Source organism: Arthrobacter globiformis, from assembly GCF_030815865.1.
Taxonomy (GTDB): domain Bacteria; phylum Actinomycetota; class Actinomycetes; order Actinomycetales; family Micrococcaceae; genus Arthrobacter; species Arthrobacter globiformis_B.
This window is the reverse complement of record NZ_JAUSXI010000001.1, coordinates 4,968,898-4,989,759: the sequence shown is the minus strand read 5'-3', so window position 1 is coordinate 4,989,759 and position 20,862 is coordinate 4,968,898. Positions and strand designations below refer to the sequence as shown.

Below are 20,862 nucleotides of genomic sequence, written 5' to 3'. Positions count from 1 at the left end.
GTACCGCTGCGTAGAGGCGAGTGATGCTGGCGGCAAAGACGCGTAGCCGACCCCCGTGACTCATGGTGGACGGGCGTCATTGAATGGTCTGACACACACGGGTACAGGAAAGCAGTGCAAGGAACAGCGCAAGCGACGGAGGAGACGGCATGGAAGGGTGCAGGCCATGAGTTCCGGGCTGGGGTCAGCGGTCCAGTTCGCCGGGTCCCTGCCCGGGTCCATCCTGCTCACGCTGGGACAGGCCGTGGTGGTGGTGTGCGCCTGTTCCGACATGGTCCGTCTGCTCTCAGTACCGCGCTCCCACCGGCGGTATCTGGCCAACACTGTCTTCCGCACCCTGGCCCCGGCGGCGATCCTGGCCACCGCGCTCAAGGCACTGCTCGACGCGGCCTCCGGCGTCTGGCCGAACGTCACCGCCGGGATGTTTGTGCTGGTGGTCCTGATCTACCGGTGGCGCACCGACACGGACGAGGACAGTTGGTGGAAGGGCAAGGGCAAGGCGCTTGGGCGGTGGTTCAGTAAGCGGACTTCATTCGGGTCGCGCCCCGCCCCGGCCGCGGCCATGTCCCTCGACGGACGGCCATGCGGGCGTCAGCCGGGAACATGCCCCGTAGTATCCGTCAGTCGTTGAAGAGCCCCGCCAGGTCGTCCGCGGTGAGCGCGCCGCCGGAGAGCGCATCGCCCTCCATTACGTCCGCGAAAAGCTGGGACTTCTTGGCCTTGAGCGCCATGACCTTTTCCTCGATGGTGTCCTTGGCCACCAGCCGGTAGACCATGACGTTCCTGGCCTGGCCAATGCGGTGCGTGCGGTCCACCGCCTGCGCCTCTGACGCGGGATTCCACCACGGATCGAGCAGGAATACGTAGTCGGCCTCGGTCAGGTTGAGGCCGAACCCGCCGGCCTTGAGGCTGATCAGGAACACGGGCGCCGTGCCGTTCTTGAACTCATTGACGACGTCGGTACGGTTCCGGGTGCCGCCGTCGAGATAGCAGAACTCGATGTTCTCCTCGCGGAGGCGCTCGCGGACCTTGCCCAGGAAGCCGGTGAATTGGCTGAAAATCAGGGCCCGGTGGCCTTCGGCCACGAGGTCCTCCAGCTGCTCGAACAGCACGTCCAGCTTGCTTGACCGCACACCGGACAGCGACTCGTCCACCAGTGAGGCGTCCAGGCTGAGCTGGCGCAGCAGCGTCAGCGACTGGAAGATGGTGAAGCGGTTCTTGTTCACGTCCTCGATGAGGCCCAGGATCTTCTGCCGCTCGCGCTGCAGGTGTGTCTGATAAACCTTCTGGTGCCGCGGGTTGAGCACCACCTCAAGGATCTGCTCCTGCTTGGGCGGCAAATCCTTGATGACCTGCTCCTTGGTCCGGCGCATCATGAGCGGACGGACCCGGCGGCGGAGCTTGTCCAGCTGCCCCTTGTCACCGTTCTTCTCCACCGGCTTCTGGTAGTACTCGGCGAACCTCGAAGGGCTCGCGAACAGCCCCGGCGCCACGATGGAGGTCAGGGCCCAGAACTCCATGAGGTTGTTTTCCAACGGCGTGCCGGTGATGGCCAGCTTGAACGCCGCCGGAAGCTTGCGGGCGCACTGGTAGGCCTTGGACTGGTGGTTCTTGACGAACTGCGCCTCGTCCAGCACCAGCCCGGCCCAATGACGTCCCGCGTAGGACTCGTAGTCGATCCGGAACAGCGCGTAGGACGTGATGACGATGTCCGCCCCGGCCAAGGCCTCGGCGGGGTCGGCACCGCTTTTGGCAAATGTCTCGCCGACGGCGCGGACCGTGAGGCCGGGCGCGAAGCGGGCTGCCTCGGCCTCCCAGTTGCCCACGACGCTGGTGGGCGCCACCACCAAAAAGGGCGTGCCGCCGTCGTCGGCTGTTGTGGCCTCTTCCTTAACGTCCGCGGCAGACGCGGCGTGTTCCTTGGCAGCGCACATCAGGGCCAGTGCCTGCACGGTCTTTCCCAGGCCCATGTCGTCGGCGAGCACACCGCCGAGGCTGTGGCGGTACAGGAAGCTCAGCCAGTTGTAGCCCTCCAGCTGGTACGGGCGCAGCTCGGCGTTGAGCGTGGCCGGCAGCGGCAGGCCCTGGACGCCGCCCTCCAGCAGCCCGCCCACGGCTGTGCGCCAGGCGGACGCCTGCTCGTCCACGATCCCCAGCTGGGCAAGTTCATCCCACAGGCCGGCCTGGAAGCGGCTGATCTGCAGAGGAGCGTCCTTGTCGCCCGAGTTGTCCTGCAGCGCGCGGGCCTCGTCGATCAGGGCCCGCAGCTGGTGCAGCTCGGGAAGGTCGAGGGAGAAGTAGGCGCCGCTGGGCAGGAGCATGCGTGTCTGCCCCGCAGCGAGGGCGGAGAAAAGGGCCGCGAAGGACACCGGCTGGCCCTCGAGGGTGATTACGATGCCAAGGTCGAACCAGTCGCGCTGGTCGGTTGCCTTGGTGGAAATCGCCACCACCGGCGCCTCTTCGGCCTCCCGGTAGTCCGCGATGTCGCCCGAGATGTCCACATCGACGCCGGGCGTGTTCCGCAGCCGGGGGAGCACCTCCTCCGTGAAGGCGAGCGTGTCCAGCCCGCTCAGCTCCGCAGCGGCTGCGAGGCGCGGCGTGCCCCAGCCGCCGGTGGCCGACTCACCCAGCTTGGGCACCACGTCCCACGGCTGCCCCACTGCCTCCAGGATCCGGGCTTCCGCCGGATCGTCACGGTAGCCGTGGTCGCCGGGATGGCGCCAGAGCGGCTGTGCCGTGACGATGGTGCCCGACTTGTAGTGCCATTCCCAGTGCAGGCGCACACGGTGGTCGGCGCCGTAATTGGCCAGCAGCGAGAGAGTCGGGAGGGCGAGCTCTGGCAGCTCTACGGACTCGTCCGCCGCCGTCACGCGCGCGGTCTGCTTGAGCTTGGGGTAGAAGCCGGTGAGGAAGCGTCCTTCATCCCGGGCCGGGATGTGCAGCGTGCTGCCCGCCGTGACGAAGGCCAGCAGCTCCTCGCTCAGTCCGCTCTCGAGCGGGGCGAGGGTGATGATCTCGTCCGCGGCGACCCCCGGGAGCGCGTCCCCGCTGGAGGTGAGGAAAATGCCGTGCGCCGGGCGTCCGATGGTGCCCACCGACGCCGGATCAACCTCGGTGCCGTCGACGGTGATGGTGGACGCGAGCTCCAGGCCGCCTTCCTGCCCGTCGCTTCCGTAGCGGCCCAGGTTAAGCCCGACCGCGGCGGGTGCCGCCGCCACCTTCACCGGTTCCTGGCCGCGGTTGTGCACCAGCGCCACGCCGATCTGCCGTGCTTCCTCCAGCAGGCCCCACAGGTTCTTGCCGGCGAAGGTGTTCAGTCCCAGCCAGAGGGACGACGACGAGTAAGGCCGGTTCGCGCCGCCGGTGTGCGCGGCGAGGAAGGCCTGCAGCCACTCCACATGGGCCTGGTTGCACTCGCGCTTGAAGTTCAGGTAGCTCAGCGTGTTCCACGAGACGTCGCCACGGATCCATTTGCCCTTCGCACCCATGATCACCGGGCGGGCCTTGAGCTGGCGGACGCTGCGGAGCGGATCCCGGCGGCCGGTGTAGGAGAAGTGCGGGGCCGGTTCCTCCACCTCGAACTGCAGGGCCAGGGGAGTGCCACCAATTTGCTGGGCGGGGCCGGCCTGCGAGATCAGGGGGCTGAGTGCCTGCTCCCAGTCCGAGAGCGCCGGCACGGACTTTTCCCGCGACACCCGCGAGACGTCGGCGGGGGATAGGAGCTGCACCCTCACGGCCGGGTTGTCTTCGGCTGCGAACAGCAGCGCGGCCACGTGCTTGCAGTCCTTGCGGACCGGGCAGCTGCAGACGCCCACCGTGCAGCTCCAGCCGCCGCCCTTCCGGACCAGCTTGGCGGTGGTGGAGTAAGGCACCTCGGAGCCGCCGCGGACCTTGCCGAGCATCAGGCCGGTGGCGGAGTCGAACGAGATCCCGGAGACACGGCCGCCCATGGCATAGGCGAGCCCGGCCGCGAGCGAGCGGTCGTTGATCGCGGGAGTCTGGATTGCCAGTGCCGCACTGTCGTCCGGTTGGGAAGGCATGGGTGCGCGCTACTTTCGGCAGGTCGAAAATCTGCAGGTTATCTGATCCATCTTAGTCGGGCTGGAGGGGCCCTCAAATTTGCGGCCGCCCGCCGTCGGGCGCTTCTGTTTTTGTCCTGTCGGTGTCCCTCCGGCGATGCGGCGCAAACTTCGCCTGACGTTCACTTCGCCCTAAACCTGCGGGCGCCGGTGGCGCGTACGTTGAGAGAGTCCTGAGCACCACCGGCTTTTTGCAGTGAGGATTTCCCATGACATCCAGCGAATACCCCGTTGTCCTGACCGTCGAAGGCGCCGCAGGCGGCGGCAGTGCCAGTGATGCAGAGGTCGTTGATTCCAACGTTGCCGTGGTGAACGCCATGTACCAGGAGCTCCTCGGCCCGGGGGAGATCGCGCCCAACGCCCTGCGCAGCTACTTCGTGGACTTCTACCTGACGCAATCCCTCGGCGGCGGCTTCGCGCAGTATGTCTTCACCGCCCCGGACCGTGAGGAGCTTGACGCCTACATCCGCGAGGGCCTCGAAGGTATGGGCGCCGCGGGGCATGTCGACCTCTTTGACCGCACCGCGGAGGCATTCGACGCCCTGTCCGAGGAGGAAGCCGACATCTACCTGGACGGCGAGGCCGACGCCGAGCAGGACGGCGACCTCCCGGAACGCGTACAGGCCATGGAGGACCTCGACGCCGAATTCGAATCGCTCCTCGAAACGGAGGACATCGTAGCCCTCAACGCCGCGTGGCTGCGCGGTCAGGAAGGCCTGCTGGTCCTGGCAGACGACGAGCTCACCGCTCACATCGCCAAGCGCGTGGCGGCGCTGCCGGACCTCGAAGAGCGGCGCGCCGAGGCCGAGGAAGCGGCCCTGGAGAACGCCCCGGAATTCGAGGTCATCATCCGCGAGCTGTGCGACATCGCCGGGTACGAGCTGCAGAAAATCACCATGGGCGACCCGAACTACAACCACAACGGTGAGCCGGTGCTGGCCTGGCACTTCAGCACCGACCACGGCGACTTCCTGATGATCGAGGACGACGACGAGGCCTTCATGCTCAACCCGGACACCAGGGAAATCGTGGCCGCCGTGGAGTTTGCGGAGCTGGACGAGGACCTCGTAGAGGCGTAGCGCAAAGCGGGTTGCTGGTTGAGCCTGTCGAGTCCAGGCTCAACCAGCCCTCGGGGCCCGGCGCTTGGCTACGGTGATGGGCCCGCCGAAACCCGCACGCCGGCAAGCGTGTCACCGTGACGCTTGACACATGCAAAACGTTTTGTGTACTCTCATGAACACCGAACCAAAACGTTTTGCAAAGGAAGTCGATGACGACGCGAGTAGGGATACGTGAAGTGGCCAAGGCCGCAGGAGTCTCAGTAACCACTGTTTCCCACGCCCTCAACGACGCCACCAGCTCCCGGGTCAAAGCAGAAACCCAGCAGCACGTCCGGGACGTGGCCAGGAACCTTGGCTACGCTCCCAACCGGCTCGCCAGCGGGCTGCGCAACCAGCGCTCCCAGATCTTGGGCCTGGTCAGTGACGAGATCACCACCACGCCATTCGCCGGGGCAATGATCCGCGGAGCCCAGGACGCGGCCTACGAGCGCGGCTACGTGGTCATGGTGGTGAACTCGGGCCTGGACAGCGAGCTCGAGCACCGTGAAATCACCATGCTTCAGCAGCACCAGGTGGACGGCGTGGTGTACGCCCGGCTGTACCACCAGGGAGTGGAACTGCCGCCTGCGCTGGCGGGGATTCCCACCGTGCTGTTGGACGCCGTCACCGGGGACCCCGCGGTCTCCTCCATCGTTCCGGACGAGGTCAACGCCGCCGAAACCGCCGTCGAAGCCCTCATCAGGGCCGGCCACAAGCGGATCGGAATGATCAACAACGTGGACGACATTCCCGCAACACACGGCCGGCTGGAAGGATTCCACAACGCCCTGCGCCGCCACGGCATCCAGCACGATCCGAGTTACCTCGTTATCGGCGAGCCGGAAACCTCCGGCGGCCGGAGGGCGGCTCTGGGTCTCCTGAGCCAGCAGGACAGGCCAACGGCCCTGTTCTGCTTCAGCGACCGGGTGGCCATGGGCGCGTACCAGGCGGCCACAGCCCTGGGGCTGACCGTTCCGGAGGACATTTCGATCGTCGGCATCGACAATCTGGAGCTCATTGCGGACTCGCTGTGGCCGGGACTGACCACGGTGGCCCTGCCGCACTACGACATGGGGCGATGGGCGGTCAACCGCGTTCTTGACGACATTGAGAACCCGGGGGCGCCGCCGGAACAGGTGCGGCTCGCCTGTCCCCTGATCGAGCGGGGATCCGTAGGACCGCCCAGGACCTGACGGCATTTTTCGAAAACCAACCACCACCCGGTGTTCGCCTGAAAAGGGACGCAGCCGTTGCAGCGGCCGCGCCCCTTCCGGACCCGGGCCAATCATCCACGCGCAAAATCAGCAGAAAGACTGGACCTTCATGAACAAGCGATTCACACGGATCCTGGCCACCAGCATAGCCGCGGCGGCACTGATGGGCGGTCTCGCTGCCTGCGGCAAGGGCAGCGCGTCCGCCACGTCCGAGGACGGCAACGAGATCACCATGTGGACCCACAACGCGGGAAACCCAGACGAGCTCGCGGCCATCAAATCCATCGTTGACAAGTACAACAAGAGTGGCGCCGCCAAGGCCCAGGTCAAGGTGCAGGCATTCCCGCAGGACTCGTACAACGACTCCGTGGTCTCGGCCGCCGCTGCCGGAAAGCTCCCGTGCATCGTGGACATCGACGGGCCCAACGTGCCCAACTGGGCCTGGGCCAAGTACCTGACCCCGCTGAAGCTCTCGGCCGATCTGTCCAAGAACCTCCCCAGCACCGTCGCCAAGTGGGAGGGTGAAACGTACGCGGTGGGCTACTACGACGTCGCCCTCGCGATGCTTGCCCGCGCCTCGGACCTCAAGGCAGCCGGCGTCCGCGCGGCCACGGTAGAGAAGCCGTGGACCAAGGAGGAATTCCAGGACGCGCTGACCAAACTCAAGGCTCTCGGCAAGTGGCAGTACCCCCTGGACATGGGGACTGCAGGCACCGGCGAGTGGCTGCCTTACGCGTACTCGCCGCTGCTGCAGTCCTTCGGCGGGGACCTCGTCAACCGCGACGGATTCCAGTCGGCCGACGGTGCCCTCAACGGCGACAAGGCCGTCGAGTGGGCCGCGTGGTTCCGCGGACTCGCCGACCAGGGCTTCATGGCCAAGAAGAGCGGCAAGGACTCCACCCAGGACTTCCTGAACAACAAGAGCGGCCTCGTCTACACCGGCTCGTGGGCCGCGGACAAGGCGCGCAAGGCGCTCGGCAAGGATCTGGCGGTCATGCCGTCCGTGGACCTCGGCAACGGACCGAAGATCGGCGGCGCCTCATGGCAGTGGGGCGTGACCAGCGGTTGCAAGAACTCCGAGGCCGCGATGGACTACCTCTCCTACTCGCTGAAGCCGGAAAACATCGCCGCCGTGGCCAAGGCCACCGGAACCATTCCGGCCACCGATGAAGCCGCGGCCCTGATCCCTGCCTTCGCCGAGGGCGGCGAGAACCGGGTGTTCATGGAACTCTCCCGCCAGCAGGCCGTCATGCGCCCCGAAACGCCTGCGTACCCGTTCATCGCGACGGAGTACGGCAAGGCCGTCCAGGACATCCTGGCCGGGGCAGACCCCAAGACCGTCCTGGACAAGGCGGTCAAGGCGATTGACGCCAACATCAAGTCCAACGGCGGCTACAAGAACTAGCCAGCCGCCGGAAGGGAGGACGACGGCGGGCGGCACCTGCCGCCGTCGTCCTCCACCCGGCACTGACTGTCAACGGAGACTCCCATGACAACCACCCAGCTTCCCTCCCGCCGCCCCGCCGCTCCGGCAACGGGCGGAACCCCCACCACGACGGTCCGCCGCAAGCGTCCGGGCCGCCTGCGCGAACAGCTCAGCGGCTGGGGCATGATCGCGCCGGCCGCGGTCCTCCTGCTCGCCTTCGTCTTCCTGCCGGCGATCCTCGGCTTCGGCCTGGCCTTCACGAACGCCCGCCTCATCTCCCCGCGGCCGGTGGAGTTCGTCGGAATGGACAACTTTGCCCGGCTCTTCACCGACCCCACGTTCTGGCGCGCGCTCCTGAACGTCAGCTACTTTGCCGTCGTGGTGGTGCCCGTACAGTCGGCCCTCGCTTTGGCCATGGCGCTGCTGATCAACAAGAAGTTCCGCGGCGTGAATTTCTTCCGCACCATCTACTTCCTTCCGGTGGTCACGTCCATGGTGGTGGTGTCCCTGCTGTGGCTGTTCATGTACCGCAAGGACGGCCTGATCAACGAGCTGCTGTCCACGTTCAGCTTCGGCCTCATCCAGGGCGCGGACTGGCTGAACGACCCCGCCACCGCCATGCCGGCCATCATCGCGCTGTCCATCTGGCAGGCTGCGGGCTTCCACATGATCATCTGGCTCGCCGGACTGCAGAGCATTTCCGGCGAGCTGTACGAGGCCGCCCAGCTGGACGGGGCCAGCCGCTGGCACCAGTTCCGGTACGTGACGTGGCCGGGCCTGAAGCACACCCGCAGCCTGGTCCTGGTGACCATCACCATCCAGGCCCTCGGCCTCTTCGACCAGGTGAGCGTCATGACGCAGGGCGGCCCGCTCGACTCGACGACCACCATCATCTATGAGGCGGTCCGCTCCGGCTTCAAGCAGCAGGAGACCTCCTACGCTTCCGCCATCTCGCTCGTATTCTTCGTCCTGGTACTGCTGATCTCCGCGGTCCAGCGTTACCTGACCCGAGAGAAGGACTGACGTGAAAAACGTGCTCCGCCTCAATTCGATAGGCGCCATGGCCGTACGCATCCTGTTCGCCGCCGTCGCCGCCTTCCCCATCGTGTTCATGCTTGTGTCCTCGCTCAAGCCGGACCAGCAGATCTTCGGTGACATGTCCTCTGTGGCGGCGTTCCTGCCCATCGGCAACATCTCGCTGGACAACTACACCGCTGTCTTTGACAGGGTCCCGGCCGCCCGCTTCCTTATCAACTCGGTCGGTGTCTCCGCCGTGACAGTGGTGCTGGGAATCTTCATCAACAGCCTGTGCGCCTTCGCGCTGTCCCGCATGCAGGTCCGCGGCAAGCGCGTGGTGTTCACCGCGATCCTGGCAACCCTCATCGTGCCGTTCCAGACGCTGGCGCTGCCGCTGGTGTGGTGGGTGAACCAGTTGCCGTACTTCGAACTCAACGGTTTCAGCCTGGAGATCTCGAAGGGCTGGCTGGACACGTACCAGGTGCAGATCATCCCGTTCATCGCCAACGCGTTCTCCATCTACCTGTACCACCAGTACTTTGAGTCCATCCCCAAGGAACTGGACGAAGCAGCCCGGATCGACGGCGCCGGCTGGTTCAAGATCTACCGCCAGGTGGTCATGCCGCTCGCCGGTCCCGCCACTGCCACCGTGGCCATCCTGACCTTCCTGCCCGCCTGGAACTCCTACCTGTGGCCGCTCATGGTGGTCCAGTCCGAGGAGCTTCGCCCGGTGATGATCGGCATCCAGTACTTCTTCCAGCTGAACGTCTCCTGGGGTGAGGTCATGGCCTACGCCTCGCTGATCACGGTTCCCGTGGTGGTCCTCTTCATCGCGTTCCAGCGCTCCTTCATCAACAGCATCGCCTCCAGCGGTGTCAAAGGCTGATCCAGCCCCCTTCCTAGTTCGAAAGCGAACCATGACTTCCCTGAATGCAACGCCCGCGCTCGACTGCCGTTACCGGCCCAAATGGCACTACGCCGCCGAGCGCAACTGGCTTAACGATCCCAACGGGCTGGTGTACTCCAACGGGGTGTACCACCTCTTCTACCAGCACAACCCGCTCGGCGACGTCTGGGGCAACATGTCCTGGGGCCACGCCACCTCGGCGGACCTGCTGAACTGGGACGAGCAGCCCATCGCGATCCCGTGCGATGAGCAGGAGGCCATCTTCTCCGGGTCAGCCGTGGTGGACACCCTGAACACGAGCGGTTTCGGCGTCGGGGGAGTGGCGCCGCTGGTGGCGGTCTACACCAGCGCCTACTCCCCGGCGTCGCCTCTTGCTGGCCGGCAGGCGCAGTCCCTCGCGTACAGCACTGACGACGGCGCCACCTGGACCAAGTACGCGGGGAACCCGGTGCTTGACCGGGCGTCCGCGGACTTCCGCGACCCCAAGGTCTTCTGGTACGACGGCGACGCCGGCAGCTACTGGGTGATGGCCGCCGTCGAGGCCGTCCGGCATGAGGTGGTGCTCTACAAATCTGCCGACCTCAAGTCGTGGGAGCATCTGAGTACCTTCGGTCCTGCCAACGCGACGGGCGGGGTCTGGGAATGCCCGGACCTGTTCGAACTGCCCGTGGACGGCGATCCCGGGAACACCCGGTGGGTCCTCGTGGTGAACCTGAGCCCGGGCGGGATCGCCGGCGGCTCGGCGGGCCAGTACTTCCTGGGATCGTTCGACGGCGTGACGTTCCGTTCCGAAACCACCGTCACCGAGGGCATGCAAACCGACGACAGCCGGATGCCCGGCTACGGCTGGCTCGACTGGGGGCGGGACTACTACGCCGCCGTCTCGTTCAGCAACGTTCCCGGCGGCCGGCGCCTCATGATCGGCTGGATGAACAACTGGCAATACGCCGCCAGCACCCCGTCGCAGGGCTGGCGCAGCGCCATGTCGCTGGTCCGCGAGGTCCGGCTGGAGACCCGCGCCGGGCGCCCTGTGCTGGTCCAGGCTGCGGTGGATCCGTTCGCGGCTTCCGGGACGGAGCTGTTCGCTGCGGGTCCGGCGCCGCTTCCGGACGGGGTGCGGTGGCTGCCCGTGGAGGCCGCCGGGGATGTGCTGCGGATCGACGCCGAGTTCCAACCGGGTTCCGCAGGCAAGGTCGGGCTGGTGCTGCGCGCCGGCGAGGCGGACGGCGTGCAGGAGCGGACAGTGCTGGCCTACTCCTCCGTTTCCGGCGATTCCCTGTCGGGCGTGCTCAGCCTGGACCGGACGGCCTCCGGGAACGTCGGGTTCCATGCCGACTTCCCGTCCGTGGAGCGCGTGTCCGTTTCCCTGGACGGCAGCGGCAAGCTGCGGCTGACGATCTTCCTAGACCGCTGCTCTGTGGAGGTCTTCGCCCAGGACGGCCTGGTGACCCTCACCGACCAGATCTTCCCCGCGGAGTCCAGCACCGCCGTCGGACTGCTGGCGGAAGGCGACGGCGCCACCCTGGTAAGCCTCAGCGTCACGGGCTGAGCCGTCGAAACCCCGCTGGTTGAGCTTGCCGAGACCCCGCTGGTGAGCTTGCCGAAACCGGGGGTGCCGTACCGCTGGTTGAGCTTGTCGAAACCGGGTGTGCCGTACCGCTGGTTGAGCTTGTCGAAACCGGGAAGTGCCGTACCGCTGGTTGAGCTTGTCGAAACCGGGGGGTGCCGTACCGCTGGTTGAGCTTGTCGAAACCAGGCGGAGCCGGAACCGCTGGTTGAGCTTGCCGAAACCGGGGGACTGTCAGCGGAGTTGCGTTGATCTCGACAGGCTCGATCAGCGGCGGGGCTTTGATCGAAATCGAGCTTCGCTGGTTGAGCTTGCCGAAACCGATCACCGGCCATCGTTATCCACATACGAGGACGGGTACCTCGCAATCGCCTAGCCTCCACATCGATGATCCATGAATGCCTTACACGTACATGCTCGGGTGCTCAGACGGTTCCTACTATGTCGGGAGCACCTTCGACCTCGAACGCCGACTTGCGCAGCACCAATCCGGTGATGGTGCGGCGTATACGCGTCGTCGGCGGCCGGTGCTCCTGGTTTGGGCAGAAGAATACGACCGAATCGATGAGGCCTACGCGCGAGAAAAGCAGGTCCAGGGATGGAGCCGTGCGAAGCGGGAGGCCCTAATTCGCGGTGACTATGCAGCGCTGCCAGCCCTGTCGGTTGGACGTCCGAAGCCCGCTGGTTGAAGTTGTCGAAACCGAATTGCGTTCTGGTCGAGCCGCGATCTCGACAGGCTCGATCAGCGGAGGTGCTGTGATCTCGACAGGCTCGATCAGCGGAGGTGCCGTGATCTCGACAGGCTCGATCAGCGGAGGTGCCGTGATCTCGACAGGCTCGATCAGCGGTTATTGGGCTCGATCAGCGGTTGTTGGGCTCGATCAGCGGGAAGGTGGCCTCAGCTGTTCTGCTCGAGTGCCGTCTCGAGGGTGTCCAGGAATTCCTGGTCCACTTCTTCCTCCGACGTGAGCCGGACCTTGCGGTCGAAGAAATCGCCCTCACGGACCTTGACCGCCTTGAGGCGCTCCCCAATTGGCGCCTCAAGGCGGAGGGTAACATCCACTGATGTGTGGTTGGCCCGGGTCACCTGCGCGAACTTCCGGCGGCTGCTGTGCAGCGATACGTAGCCTTTGCGCATCTGGATCTCCACGCCCGGATGGGCTGCGGCCCACGCCAGGAGGGTGTTGGCAATGGGCCGCAGGTTCGGATGGTCACTGTACTGGCCATCAAGGAGTTCGTCGGCGTCCCGCAGCATGAACTCGGGATAGCCGAACATCTCCCAGGACACGGCGTATTGGGCGTAGCCGGTGATTCCGTGCTCGGTTCGCATCCATTCGCGCAGCTCGGCGTCGCTCTTCACCCCGGCGGAGTGTCCCCGCTCCGCCCACCAATGGACGTCGTGTCCTGACTTCCGCAGCAGCAGTGCCTGGTTGCTGTCCACCATGGACTTCCAGGTTCTTGCCGCTGATTTCAAATTGTGTGGATCCGCCATGCTCCGATGGTAGTGCCGGCACCTCCGGAGAGGTGCCGGCCCCAAACCTGCAGGCCTACTTCATCATCGTCCCGTCTGGTGCCACGAGGTACCAAACGTTGCCAACGCCCTGGCCGGTGATGTCGCCGGGGGCCTTGTCCTTCTCCCACAGGTAGACAGGCATGCCATTGACCGTCACCTGCTTCTTGCCGTCGGGCGTATCAATAGTGCCAACCGTGCCCGTCACACCCTCGACCTTGGGGGTGTCCGTGGCAGCAAACACCGGAGGCCACTTCACGAGGCAGTCGCCTGTGCAGTTGCTCTTGCCGGAGTCCTTGACGTCCTTCGTGAAGTAGTAGACGCTCATGCCCTTGCCGTCCACCACGATGTCACCCTTGCTGGACGACGCCGTCTTGAGGTCCACCGTGGCGCTGTCGCCGGCGGATGCCGTGGCCGTCGCGCTGGCGGTGGCCGCTGGCGACTCGGTGGCCGGGGCGGCCGCCGACGTGGTGGTCGTTGTGCCGGATCCGCCGCCACAGGCCGTCAGTGAGGCGGCAAGGGCCATAACTGCGAGGCCAACGCTCAGTTGCTTCTTCATGTGCTGCTCCTTGGCTCGGGCCGGCAGACTGAGAGACCGGCGCTATCTGGAATGACGCACAAAGGTGAAGAATGGTTCAAAGGATCTGACGCTGGCCGGAATTGAACTTATCGCTGACTGCCGACGTCGTATTTGCCAGGAAGGCCGGCCCGTTCGGAACGGCTTCATAGGTCATTGCAGGGAGGCCGAACGTGCCGCTGGATGAGGATTTGGTTGCAGCAATCTACCGCGAGCACGGAACGGCGCTCCGCCGGTTTGTGCTCAGTGCCTCCCGCGACCCACACCTGGCCGACGACATAGTCCAGGAAACAGTGCTTCGCGTCTGGCAGCAGGCGCCCACGGTTACGGGCAGCATGCGCAGTTACCTTTTCCGGACTGCCCGGAACATCATGATCGACAACTACCGGAAAGCCCAGCGCCGGCCGGTGGAAGCCGAGGACCGTGACGTCGCGGATCCGGAGGAAGCGACGGGGCGGGTTGACGACCTGCTGAACAAGGTACTGATGGAGGAGGCGCTGCTCCGGCTGAGCGCGGAGCACCGTGATGTCCTGGTGGCACTCCACTACCGGCGGTTCACGGTGGGCGAGGCCGCGGTCCAGTTGAACATTCCGAGCGGAACGGTGAAATCCAGGGCCTTTTACGCGGTGAAGGCCCTGCGGACAATACTCGATGAAATGGGTGTGGAACGGTGAACGGCAAGGAAGTCCATGAGCTGCTGGGGGCATACCTGCTGGGAGGGCTCGAAGACGCAGAGAGGCTGCGCTTCGAGGACCACCTCAAGCAGTGCGGCACCTGCCGCAGCGAACTGTCGGACCTGGAATCCCTGCCGGGACTGCTGGATGCCGTGCCGGTCCCGGACGCCGTGGCGCTCGCCGTCCCGGCGGCAATCCGGCCTGGCTCCAATGCCGCGTTACCTCCCCCGGCCCCCGTCCCCCAGCCGATACTGGACCAACTGGCGGCCCGCCGTCGTAATTCCCGACGGCGGCTGACGGCCCTTGTGGGTGTGGTGGCCGCGGCCTGCCTCGCCCTGGGATTTGCGGCGGCGCCTTTCTTTGATCCCGCAGACAAGCCCGATGCCAGCTACTCGGTCAAGGCCGATACCGGCTTGCAGGTCACGGTGGGAATGGTCAAGAAAACCTGGGGTACCGAACTGGCCGTCGACGCGCGGAGCCTGCCCCAGAACGGCCGGCTTTCACTGTGGGTGAAGGACCGCGCCGGGGTTGCGGACCGGGCCTGCGCGTGGATGGCGACACCGAGCGGAAGGGTCCGGGTCACCAGCGCTACGCCGCTGCAGTACACGAGCATCGCCAGCGTCGAATTGCGGAACGACCGGCAGCAGACCATTGCCGTCATTGCCGTGCCGGGCACCTGACGGACCCGACGCCTGCGCCATCCCGACGACTCACATCCTGGCGAGCCGCGCCCGCACCACCATGAAGACCCCGTAGCAGATCAGTCCGGCGCCCACCGCGGCCAGCACGTACACACCGTAGGGCTGCTCCCGCAGAGCGCGGAGCCCGCCATCGAGACCTGTCGACTGCTCGGGATGGACGGTGACCGTGGCGATGACCACCAGCAGGCCCGTCACAAACAGGGCAACGCCCTTGGCCACATAGCCCACCATCCCAAGGGCGGTGATGGCCTTGCGCCCGTCCGGCGAAGACGGCAGATTGATGTGCTTCTCAAACGACTTCTGGAACCCGCGGACCGCGTAGATGATCCCAACGACCGTCACCCCCGCACCGATCAGCACCAGGAGCAGGACACCGCCCGGCGCCTTTATGAGGTTGACGGTGAGGTCGCTGGTTGATTCCCGGTTGTCCTTGCCGGCGCCGCGCGCGAAGGCGGCCAGCGTGAATGCCAGTCCGGCGTACACGACAGCCTGTGCTGCGGCCTGCAGTTTCTTGCCGGCCTTGTGCTTAGTGGGCAACCGCTCGAAATCGAAAATCGCATCACCGGCCTGCCACAGGGCCAGCGCCACACATGCGGCAAAGCTGCACCACAGAAGCAGTGGCCCGGCCGGCTGGCTGGCAAGTTCGGCAACGGCGCCGCTCACATCCGCGCGGCCGCCACGACCCCGGGCGAGCCCGAAGGCAATGAGCCCCACCAGAATGTGGAGCACACCGCTAACGGCAAATCCACCGCGTGCCAGCATTTCGAGGGGCTTCGAGTTCGTGACGTCCTCGGCCCTGCCGGCTGCGCTTCTCAGTTCTCGTTTGATGATCGTTCCTCCGCGCCGGGAGCTGCTGTGGCACTCCGCCACACGCTTATCGTGCCACGGTGTGGCGCCGGGGAACAGATGCCCCGGACGGGGTTAAACCCGCCGGTAGCAGAGGTCGAAAATCATCCGGCCGGCTTCGTGCGCCTTGCTCTCGAAGCTGGTGAGTATACGGCCCTCGAACCGGGGGGCCCAGCCGCCTCTTTCGTCGATGCCCTCGTTAGGCCCCGTATGTTCCGTACTCACGGGCGCCCGTCCCTCCTTGACCGGCGCGCCGCCCACCAGCGACTCGACGCCGGTCTGCCACACGTGGGTGAGGGGACTCTCGGGACCGCTGCGCTCGCCGTTGTGAAGGTTTTCGAACGCCTCCGACCCGGCGAGGACGTCGCGGACATGCACGGCGTAGTTGGACCAGTCTGTGGCGATGCGCCAGAGGCCGCCCGGCTTCAGCGCCTTCGCGGCGAGCTCGGCGAATTCGGGCTGGATCAGGCGGCGCTTATGGTGCCGGGACTTGTGCCAGGGGTCGGGGAAGAAGACCCACAGCTCACTGACCGAGCCGGCCGGGAGCATGGTGGCCAGGACCTCGGGAGCGTTCGCCTCCACGACCCGCACGTTGGTCAAGCCACGGCTGTTGATCTTGATCATGGTGTTGGCCAGGCCGGGGGTATAGACCTCCACGGCGAGGAAGTCCGTGCCCGGGTTTTCCTCCGCGGCATGGCAGACGGCATCGCCCAAACCTGAGCCGATCTCCACGATCAGCGGAGCCTTGCGCCCGAATTCGGCTTCGGCATCAAACGTGTAGTCGGGGTGGACCGAGGTGTTGGCAATATGGCGCGGCACGTCGATGGCCCAGCGGCCGGAGTGCTCCTCCCAGGCTGCCTGGCGCCGCCCCTGCAGCCGGGTTCCGCGGCGAACGAAGCTGACCGGCCGTCCACCGTAGGTTCCATAGGATGCCTGGCTTCCCGGCGTGACCGGCCGGGGCTGGTTCGGATTTGCCGGCGGCTGCGGGGATTCGGGAGATTCGCTCATCCCTTCCAGAATACCGGCGGCTTTCGGCAGGCTAAGCCAGTTACGCCGTGCAGCAGGGCGGCGTACAGTGTTGCTATTCCGCCTGCCGCCCAAGCGAAACGCGCATGAGCCGCAGCCCGTCCCTAGGGACGTTTTCCCGCCCTGACGGCGGATGAATGCATAACAACGCAGCTTCAGGAAACGCCATGGAACCATCTGCATTCCTCTCCGGACCCGCGAGTTCCCCGAGCACCATAGCCATCCTCGGGGCGGGACCGGCAGGGCTGGTACTCGCAATTTCCCTTGCCCGGCGCGGGCTGTCCGCCACTGTCATCGAGCGCGACGTGCCTCCAGATATTGCACCGCGGTTCAATCCGGACAGGTCCTACACCATCGACATCTCGGGGCATGGGCTAAAGGCACTCCGCCACATCGAGGCCGTGGCCGAGTTCGACCGCCGCATATTCCGTTTTAAGGGGCTCAAGATCCCGGGTCGCGGAACGGAGGAGTGGACATTGCCCGGGTGGACCGGATCGCGGGGCGACATCCTCCGGGCGCTCATGTCGGTCCTGGGCCAATATAAAGACCGGGTGGCAATGGAGTTCGAAACCAACGTGGAAGGTGTCGACCCAGTCGCAGGTTCACTGAAATCCCGGCACCGATCCGGGGAATCGAACGTCAGGACTTTCGACCTGCTTGTTGGTGCCGACGGGGCCGGATCCACGGTCCGGTCGGCGCTGCAGGCCCGATTTCCCGGGTTTACGGTCACTTCCAGGTCCTTTCCCAACTACTGCACGATGATTGAGCTCGATAACGTCGGTGACCGGCTGGACAAGAACTATCTCCACGGACTTTCGACCCGGCCCTTCTGCGTGGCCGGCGCCATAAGGGGCGATGCCGGGCAGGACTCGGCCCGATGGTTCTGTGCCATCGGAACCAAGGAGAAGATCCGATTCTCTGGAACGGAGGAGGCACGCAGATTTCTGCAGACGCGGTGCCCCCGGGTTCTTGATTTCGCCGGCGACGTACAGGTATTGGCCTTCGCCAACCGGACGTGCTACCACATCGGACGCAGCCTGAACTGTTCCCAGTTCCATGGCGGGAAAGCAGTCCTGATCGGGGACGCAGCCGCGCCTTACCCGCCGATCGGACAGGGAGTGAACGGGGCCATGGAATCAGCCATGGTCCTGGATCAGTGCATCCGGGACACCGGCAGTTCGCCGGACCGGTTGTCGCAGGCGGCCGAAACGTACACGGAACGGTGGAAGCCGGAAGCCGACGCGGTGTCCTGGATCAGCGAACGAAGCCTCTTCGAAAACCGGTTCCACACGGTCCGTGCGCTTGCCACGTCAATGCTGGGGCTGAGCATCTTCGATCAGGCCAAAAGCGCGGAGGTGCCTTACTCCCAGGTCCGCCGCCGAGCCGAGCGCCTGTGGCCGCTCTGGGCGCGGTGACCCGGGCGCCGCGGCCTGGCACGGCTCCTGGCGAGCACCTCAGGGACGTGCAGCTCGATCAGCGGCAACCGCAGTTGACCGCCTCCCTACCATGGACCGGTCAGCACAGCGCGACTGCAAGAATGGGCGGGTGATCGATGCCCGGAATTCACGCAGACACAGTAGCCCGCCGCAGCGCCCAGCCGTTAACGACCACACGCTCGTGGACGCAGAAGCCGACGACGTTCCCGCTGCCGAACCCACGCATGTAACTGGCCGCCGGGCCTTGGCGTACCTGGGCCTGTGCCTGGTGCTGATCGGGCTGAACCTGAGGACAGTGTTCTCCAGTTTTTCGGCGGTTCTCCCGGAGGTAGCCGCCGACGCCGGCCTGCCCGGCTGGGCGGTGGTGGTGCTGACTACGGTGCCCGTCACTCTGCTAGGCGTTTTCGCGCCGCTGGCTCCGGTCCTGGCGCGCCGGTTCGGCGCCGAACGGGTCCTGCTGGGCGCCATGGCCGTCCTGACGGCCGGTCTGCTCCTGCGGCCGGCCGAGATCGCGGGCGCCGGGCACCTGCCGGTGCTGTTTGCCGGGACGGCCGCGTGCGGTGCCGGGATTGCACTGTGCAACGTCCTGCTGCCCGGGCTGGTGAAGCGGGACTTTCCGCACCGGCTCGGCCTGATGGGCGGGCTCTACACCACGGCCATCTGTGCCTCCGCCGCCCTGGGCGCCGGCTTCACCTACCCCGTTTTCAGCGCTACCGGCCAGTGGACGTCGGCGCTGTGGTTCTGGGCGGTACCGGCCGCCGTCGTACTTCTGCTCTTCCTGCCGGTGGCCGTACGGCAGCGGCACGGGCAGCACAAAGCGGTGCGGGACGGCGTGAACGTGTGGCGCTCGGCGGTGGCCTGGCAGGTCACGATCTTCATGGTGCTGCAGGCGATGATGTCATTCAGCGTCTTCGCCTGGCTCGCGCCGATCCTGCGCGAGCGCGGCGTGGACGGCGGAACGGCCGGGCTGATTGTGTCCGTGTCCATCGTGCTGCAGATGCTGGGCTCGCTGTTCGCTCCGGCGCTCGCCGCCCGGTTTCGCGACCAACGGGTGATCAACACCGTGGTGGCGCTCATGACTGGCGGCGGCTTTGCCCTCAGCATCTTCGGCCCGCTTGAGCTGATTTGGGTGTGGACGGGCCTGCTGGGACTGGGCCAGGGAAGCCTCACCGCCGTTGCCCTGACGATGATCATGCTCCGGACCCGCGACGGGCACACCGCAGCCCACCTCTCCGGCATGATGCAGGGGGTGGGCTACGGGCTCGGCTCCACCGGCACGCTGCTGGTGGGTCAGCTGCACCAGGGCACCGGGTCCTTCGCTGCGGCGGGGCTCCTGTTCCTGGCCGTGGGTACGCTGGCCGCGGTGTTCGGCCACCGGGCGGGACGCGACAGGTTCATCGGAGGCTAGTGGACCCATGTAGGTAGCAGCAGAGGGCGGTCTGATCGCTCAGAACGCCCTCTGCTGCTACCTAGTTGGGTGGGTTAGTGAGTCAGGTCCTTGCCTCTGGTCTCGGGGATGGTGAAGATGAACGCCACGCTGATGGCCAGCAGCACCACCGCGTAGACGTTGAACAGGTCCGGCATGTGGACGGTGGTGCCCAGCCACTGCTGCAGGTAGGGCGCCGTCCCGCCGAACACTGCCACGCAGATCGAGTACGGCACGCCCACGCCCACGGTGCGGATGCTCGTGGGAAACAGCTCGGCGTACACGGCCGGAACGATGGCGGCGCTCGCGGCGATGAAGATCAGCATTACGGACATGCTCACGGCCAGCTGCCAGGCGGAATCCTTCAGCAGCCACGTCATCGGGAAGTGCATCACGGCGGAGCCGATTGCGCCGGCCCACAGCACCTTCTTGCGGCCGATCCGGTCCGAGAGCTTGCCCCAGAACGGCAGCGCGGCAATGAACACGATGTTGCCGATGACGCCGGCCCAGAGTGCCTCGCCACGGTCTATCTTCAGCGCGGTGGTGGCGTAGCTGGGTGCCACCACGCCCCAGATGTAGTAGATCACCGTGAGGCCCACGGTCAGGCCGATCACCTGCAGCGCCTGCTTGCGGTACCGGACAATCTGCGGCCAGAGCGGGGCGCGCTTCTCCTTTGTGGTTTCGCCTTCGAACACGTCCGTCTCGTGGAGCTTCGACCGCATGATCAGTGCGTACAGGCCCATCGCGGCCCCGATCAGGAACGGGATGCGCCAGCCCCAGGCGTTCATGACCTCCGTGGTCAGTGCCATGTTCAGGACGGCGCCCAGCAGCGTTCCGAACAGGATCCCCACCGTGCCGGAGGTGTAGATCAGAGTGGCCCAGAAGCCGCGGTGTTCCCTGGGTGCCATTTCAGAAAGATAGGTCTGCGACGACGGCAGCTCGCCGCCGTGGGCCAGGCCCTGGACCAGCCGGGCCACCAGCAGCATCAACGACGCGAAGGCACCGACGCTGGCGAACGTGGGGGCGATGCCGATCATGAGGCTGCCCAGCGACGCCAGGCCGACGGCGAGCGTCATGGACGCCTTGCGGCCCACCCGGTCACCGATCCAGCCGAACAGGAAACCGCCGAACGGACGGGCAACGAACCCGACGGCGAAGATCGCCAGCGTGGACAGCACGGCTGAAGCGGGGTCGGACTTGCTGAATAGCTGGCTGGCGATGAAGGGGGTGAAAGTGGCGTAGATGGCCCAGTCGTACCATTCGACGGCGTTTCCGATGCCGGTGCCGATGATGGTCTTGCGGGTCGTGATCCGGCCCTCGCGCTGGGCGTTGATGATGGCGGTCATGGTTGTCTCC

The 20,862-nt window shown here is 66.0% G+C and carries 18 protein-coding genes; 12 read left to right on the top strand and 6 right to left on the bottom strand.

Annotated features, from left to right (window positions below):
- Positions 1–166: 166 nt before the first annotated feature.
- On the top strand, positions 167–631 hold the full coding sequence (locus tag QFZ33_RS23315) for a hypothetical protein (protein WP_307031427.1): 465 nt from the start codon (positions 167–169) through the stop codon (positions 629–631).
- On the opposite strand, the gene QFZ33_RS23310 is transcribed toward QFZ33_RS23315, so the two are convergent.
- Positions 621–4,040, bottom strand: coding sequence for a DEAD/DEAH box helicase (locus QFZ33_RS23310; RefSeq protein WP_307031425.1), 3,420 nt, complete (start codon positions 4,038–4,040; stop codon positions 621–623). The genes QFZ33_RS23315 and QFZ33_RS23310 overlap by 11 nt on opposite strands.
- 248 nt (positions 4,041–4,288) lie before the next feature.
- On the opposite strand from QFZ33_RS23310, the gene QFZ33_RS23305 reads away from it, so the two are divergent.
- The 7 genes from QFZ33_RS23305 to QFZ33_RS23275 all read left to right on the top strand — a co-directional run bounded on the left by QFZ33_RS23305 (position 4,289) and on the right by QFZ33_RS23275 (position 11,999).
- Positions 4,289–5,158, top strand: coding sequence for a DMP19 family protein (locus QFZ33_RS23305; RefSeq protein ID WP_307031421.1), 870 nt, complete (start codon positions 4,289–4,291; stop codon positions 5,156–5,158).
- A gap of 191 nt (positions 5,159–5,349) precedes the next feature.
- A complete protein-coding gene (locus tag QFZ33_RS23300) occupies positions 5,350–6,372 on the top strand; it encodes a LacI family DNA-binding transcriptional regulator (RefSeq protein WP_307031419.1) in 1,023 nt (340 codons plus the stop codon).
- 130 nt (positions 6,373–6,502) lie between these two features.
- The gene (locus tag QFZ33_RS23295; protein ID WP_307031417.1) at positions 6,503–7,798 is read left to right on the top strand and encodes a sugar ABC transporter substrate-binding protein; all 1,296 of its coding nucleotides are present in this window, start codon (positions 6,503–6,505) and stop codon (positions 7,796–7,798) included.
- An 84-nt stretch (positions 7,799–7,882) separates the two neighbouring features.
- Positions 7,883–8,842 carry a carbohydrate ABC transporter permease gene (locus QFZ33_RS23290; protein ID WP_307031415.1) on the top strand — a complete coding sequence of 320 codons (960 nt, stop codon included), beginning with the start codon at positions 7,883–7,885 and terminating at the stop codon, positions 8,840–8,842.
- A 1-nt stretch (position 8,843) separates the two neighbouring features.
- Entirely contained in the window at positions 8,844–9,722 is an 879-nt protein-coding gene (locus QFZ33_RS23285; RefSeq protein WP_307031413.1) for a carbohydrate ABC transporter permease, read from the top strand.
- Between the two features lie 31 nt (positions 9,723–9,753).
- Complete coding sequence (locus QFZ33_RS23280; protein ID WP_307031411.1) at positions 9,754–11,292, top strand: glycoside hydrolase family 32 protein; 1,539 nt, start codon at positions 9,754–9,756, stop codon at positions 11,290–11,292.
- Between the two features lie 416 nt (positions 11,293–11,708).
- Complete coding sequence (locus QFZ33_RS23275) at positions 11,709–11,999, top strand: GIY-YIG nuclease family protein (RefSeq protein ID WP_307031409.1); 291 nt, start codon at positions 11,709–11,711, stop codon at positions 11,997–11,999.
- A 209-nt stretch (positions 12,000–12,208) separates the two neighbouring features.
- On the opposite strand, the gene QFZ33_RS23270 is transcribed toward QFZ33_RS23275, so the two are convergent.
- Together QFZ33_RS23270 and QFZ33_RS23265 are read right to left on the bottom strand one after the other, a co-directional pair.
- Complete coding sequence (locus QFZ33_RS23270; RefSeq protein ID WP_307031408.1) at positions 12,209–12,802, bottom strand: DUF5655 domain-containing protein; 594 nt, start codon at positions 12,800–12,802, stop codon at positions 12,209–12,211.
- Positions 12,803–12,857: 55 nt separating this feature from the next.
- The gene (locus QFZ33_RS23265; protein ID WP_307031407.1) at positions 12,858–13,379 is read right to left on the bottom strand and encodes a COG4315 family predicted lipoprotein; all 522 of its coding nucleotides are present in this window, start codon (positions 13,377–13,379) and stop codon (positions 12,858–12,860) included.
- Between the two features lie 191 nt (positions 13,380–13,570).
- Here QFZ33_RS23265 and QFZ33_RS23260 point away from each other — a divergent pair, with 191 nt between their 5' ends.
- Both QFZ33_RS23260 and QFZ33_RS23255 read left to right on the top strand, forming a co-directional pair.
- Positions 13,571–14,071, top strand: a complete 501-nt coding sequence (locus QFZ33_RS23260) for a sigma-70 family RNA polymerase sigma factor (RefSeq protein ID WP_190604781.1) — start codon at positions 13,571–13,573, stop codon at positions 14,069–14,071.
- Positions 14,068–14,751, top strand: coding sequence for a zf-HC2 domain-containing protein (locus tag QFZ33_RS23255; protein WP_307031405.1), 684 nt, complete (start codon positions 14,068–14,070; stop codon positions 14,749–14,751). The genes QFZ33_RS23260 and QFZ33_RS23255 overlap by 4 nt, the downstream gene beginning before the upstream one ends.
- A 30-nt stretch (positions 14,752–14,781) precedes the next feature.
- On the opposite strand, the gene QFZ33_RS23250 is transcribed toward QFZ33_RS23255, so the two are convergent.
- Positions 14,782–15,588, bottom strand: a complete 807-nt coding sequence (locus QFZ33_RS23250; RefSeq protein WP_307031974.1) for a DUF1206 domain-containing protein — start codon at positions 15,586–15,588, stop codon at positions 14,782–14,784.
- Between the two features lie 105 nt (positions 15,589–15,693).
- On the bottom strand, positions 15,694–16,626 hold the full coding sequence (trmB, locus tag QFZ33_RS23245) for a tRNA (guanosine(46)-N7)-methyltransferase TrmB (protein WP_307031404.1): 933 nt from the start codon (positions 16,624–16,626) through the stop codon (positions 15,694–15,696).
- Positions 16,627–16,811: 185 nt separating this feature from the next.
- On the opposite strand from trmB, the gene QFZ33_RS23240 reads away from it, so the two are divergent.
- Positions 16,812–18,059: an FAD-dependent oxidoreductase gene (locus QFZ33_RS23240; protein ID WP_307031402.1), complete on the top strand. Its 1,248-nt coding sequence runs from the start codon at positions 16,812–16,814 to the stop codon at positions 18,057–18,059.
- Between the two features lie 91 nt (positions 18,060–18,150).
- Positions 18,151–19,488: a CynX/NimT family MFS transporter gene (locus tag QFZ33_RS23235; RefSeq protein ID WP_307031400.1), complete on the top strand. Its 1,338-nt coding sequence runs from the start codon at positions 18,151–18,153 to the stop codon at positions 19,486–19,488.
- Positions 19,489–19,562: 74 nt separating this feature from the next.
- On the opposite strand, the gene QFZ33_RS23230 is transcribed toward QFZ33_RS23235, so the two are convergent.
- Positions 19,563–20,852 (bottom strand): MFS transporter, encoded by a 1,290-nt coding sequence (locus QFZ33_RS23230; RefSeq protein ID WP_307031399.1) that lies wholly within the window; start codon positions 20,850–20,852, stop codon positions 19,563–19,565.
- Positions 20,853–20,862: the final 10 nt, after the last annotated feature.

What these genes read in the sequence shown, in the direction of transcription:
- QFZ33_RS23315 (WP_307031427.1), top strand. Translation starts at nt 167, where the DNA reads ATGAGTTCCGGGCTGGGGTCAGCGGTCCAGTTCGCCGGGTCCCTGCCC.
- QFZ33_RS23310 (WP_307031425.1), bottom strand. Translation starts at nt 4,040, where the DNA reads ATGCCTTCCCAACCGGACGACAGTGCGGCACTGGCAATCCAGACTCCC.
- QFZ33_RS23305 (WP_307031421.1), top strand. Translation starts at nt 4,289, where the DNA reads ATGACATCCAGCGAATACCCCGTTGTCCTGACCGTCGAAGGCGCCGCA.
- QFZ33_RS23300 (WP_307031419.1), top strand. Translation starts at nt 5,350, where the DNA reads ATGACGACGCGAGTAGGGATACGTGAAGTGGCCAAGGCCGCAGGAGTC.
- QFZ33_RS23295 (WP_307031417.1), top strand. Translation starts at nt 6,503, where the DNA reads ATGAACAAGCGATTCACACGGATCCTGGCCACCAGCATAGCCGCGGCG.
- QFZ33_RS23290 (WP_307031415.1), top strand. Translation starts at nt 7,883, where the DNA reads ATGACAACCACCCAGCTTCCCTCCCGCCGCCCCGCCGCTCCGGCAACG.
- QFZ33_RS23280 (WP_307031411.1), top strand. Translation starts at nt 9,754, where the DNA reads ATGACTTCCCTGAATGCAACGCCCGCGCTCGACTGCCGTTACCGGCCC.
- QFZ33_RS23275 (WP_307031409.1), top strand. Translation starts at nt 11,709, where the DNA reads ATGCCTTACACGTACATGCTCGGGTGCTCAGACGGTTCCTACTATGTC.
- QFZ33_RS23270 (WP_307031408.1), bottom strand. Translation starts at nt 12,802, where the DNA reads ATGGCGGATCCACACAATTTGAAATCAGCGGCAAGAACCTGGAAGTCC.
- QFZ33_RS23265 (WP_307031407.1), bottom strand. Translation starts at nt 13,379, where the DNA reads ATGAAGAAGCAACTGAGCGTTGGCCTCGCAGTTATGGCCCTTGCCGCC.
- trmB (WP_307031404.1), bottom strand. Translation starts at nt 16,626, where the DNA reads ATGAGCGAATCTCCCGAATCCCCGCAGCCGCCGGCAAATCCGAACCAG.
- QFZ33_RS23240 (WP_307031402.1), top strand. Translation starts at nt 16,812, where the DNA reads ATGGAACCATCTGCATTCCTCTCCGGACCCGCGAGTTCCCCGAGCACC.
- QFZ33_RS23235 (WP_307031400.1), top strand. Translation starts at nt 18,151, where the DNA reads ATGGACCGGTCAGCACAGCGCGACTGCAAGAATGGGCGGGTGATCGAT.
- QFZ33_RS23230 (WP_307031399.1), bottom strand. Translation starts at nt 20,852, where the DNA reads ATGACCGCCATCATCAACGCCCAGCGCGAGGGCCGGATCACGACCCGC.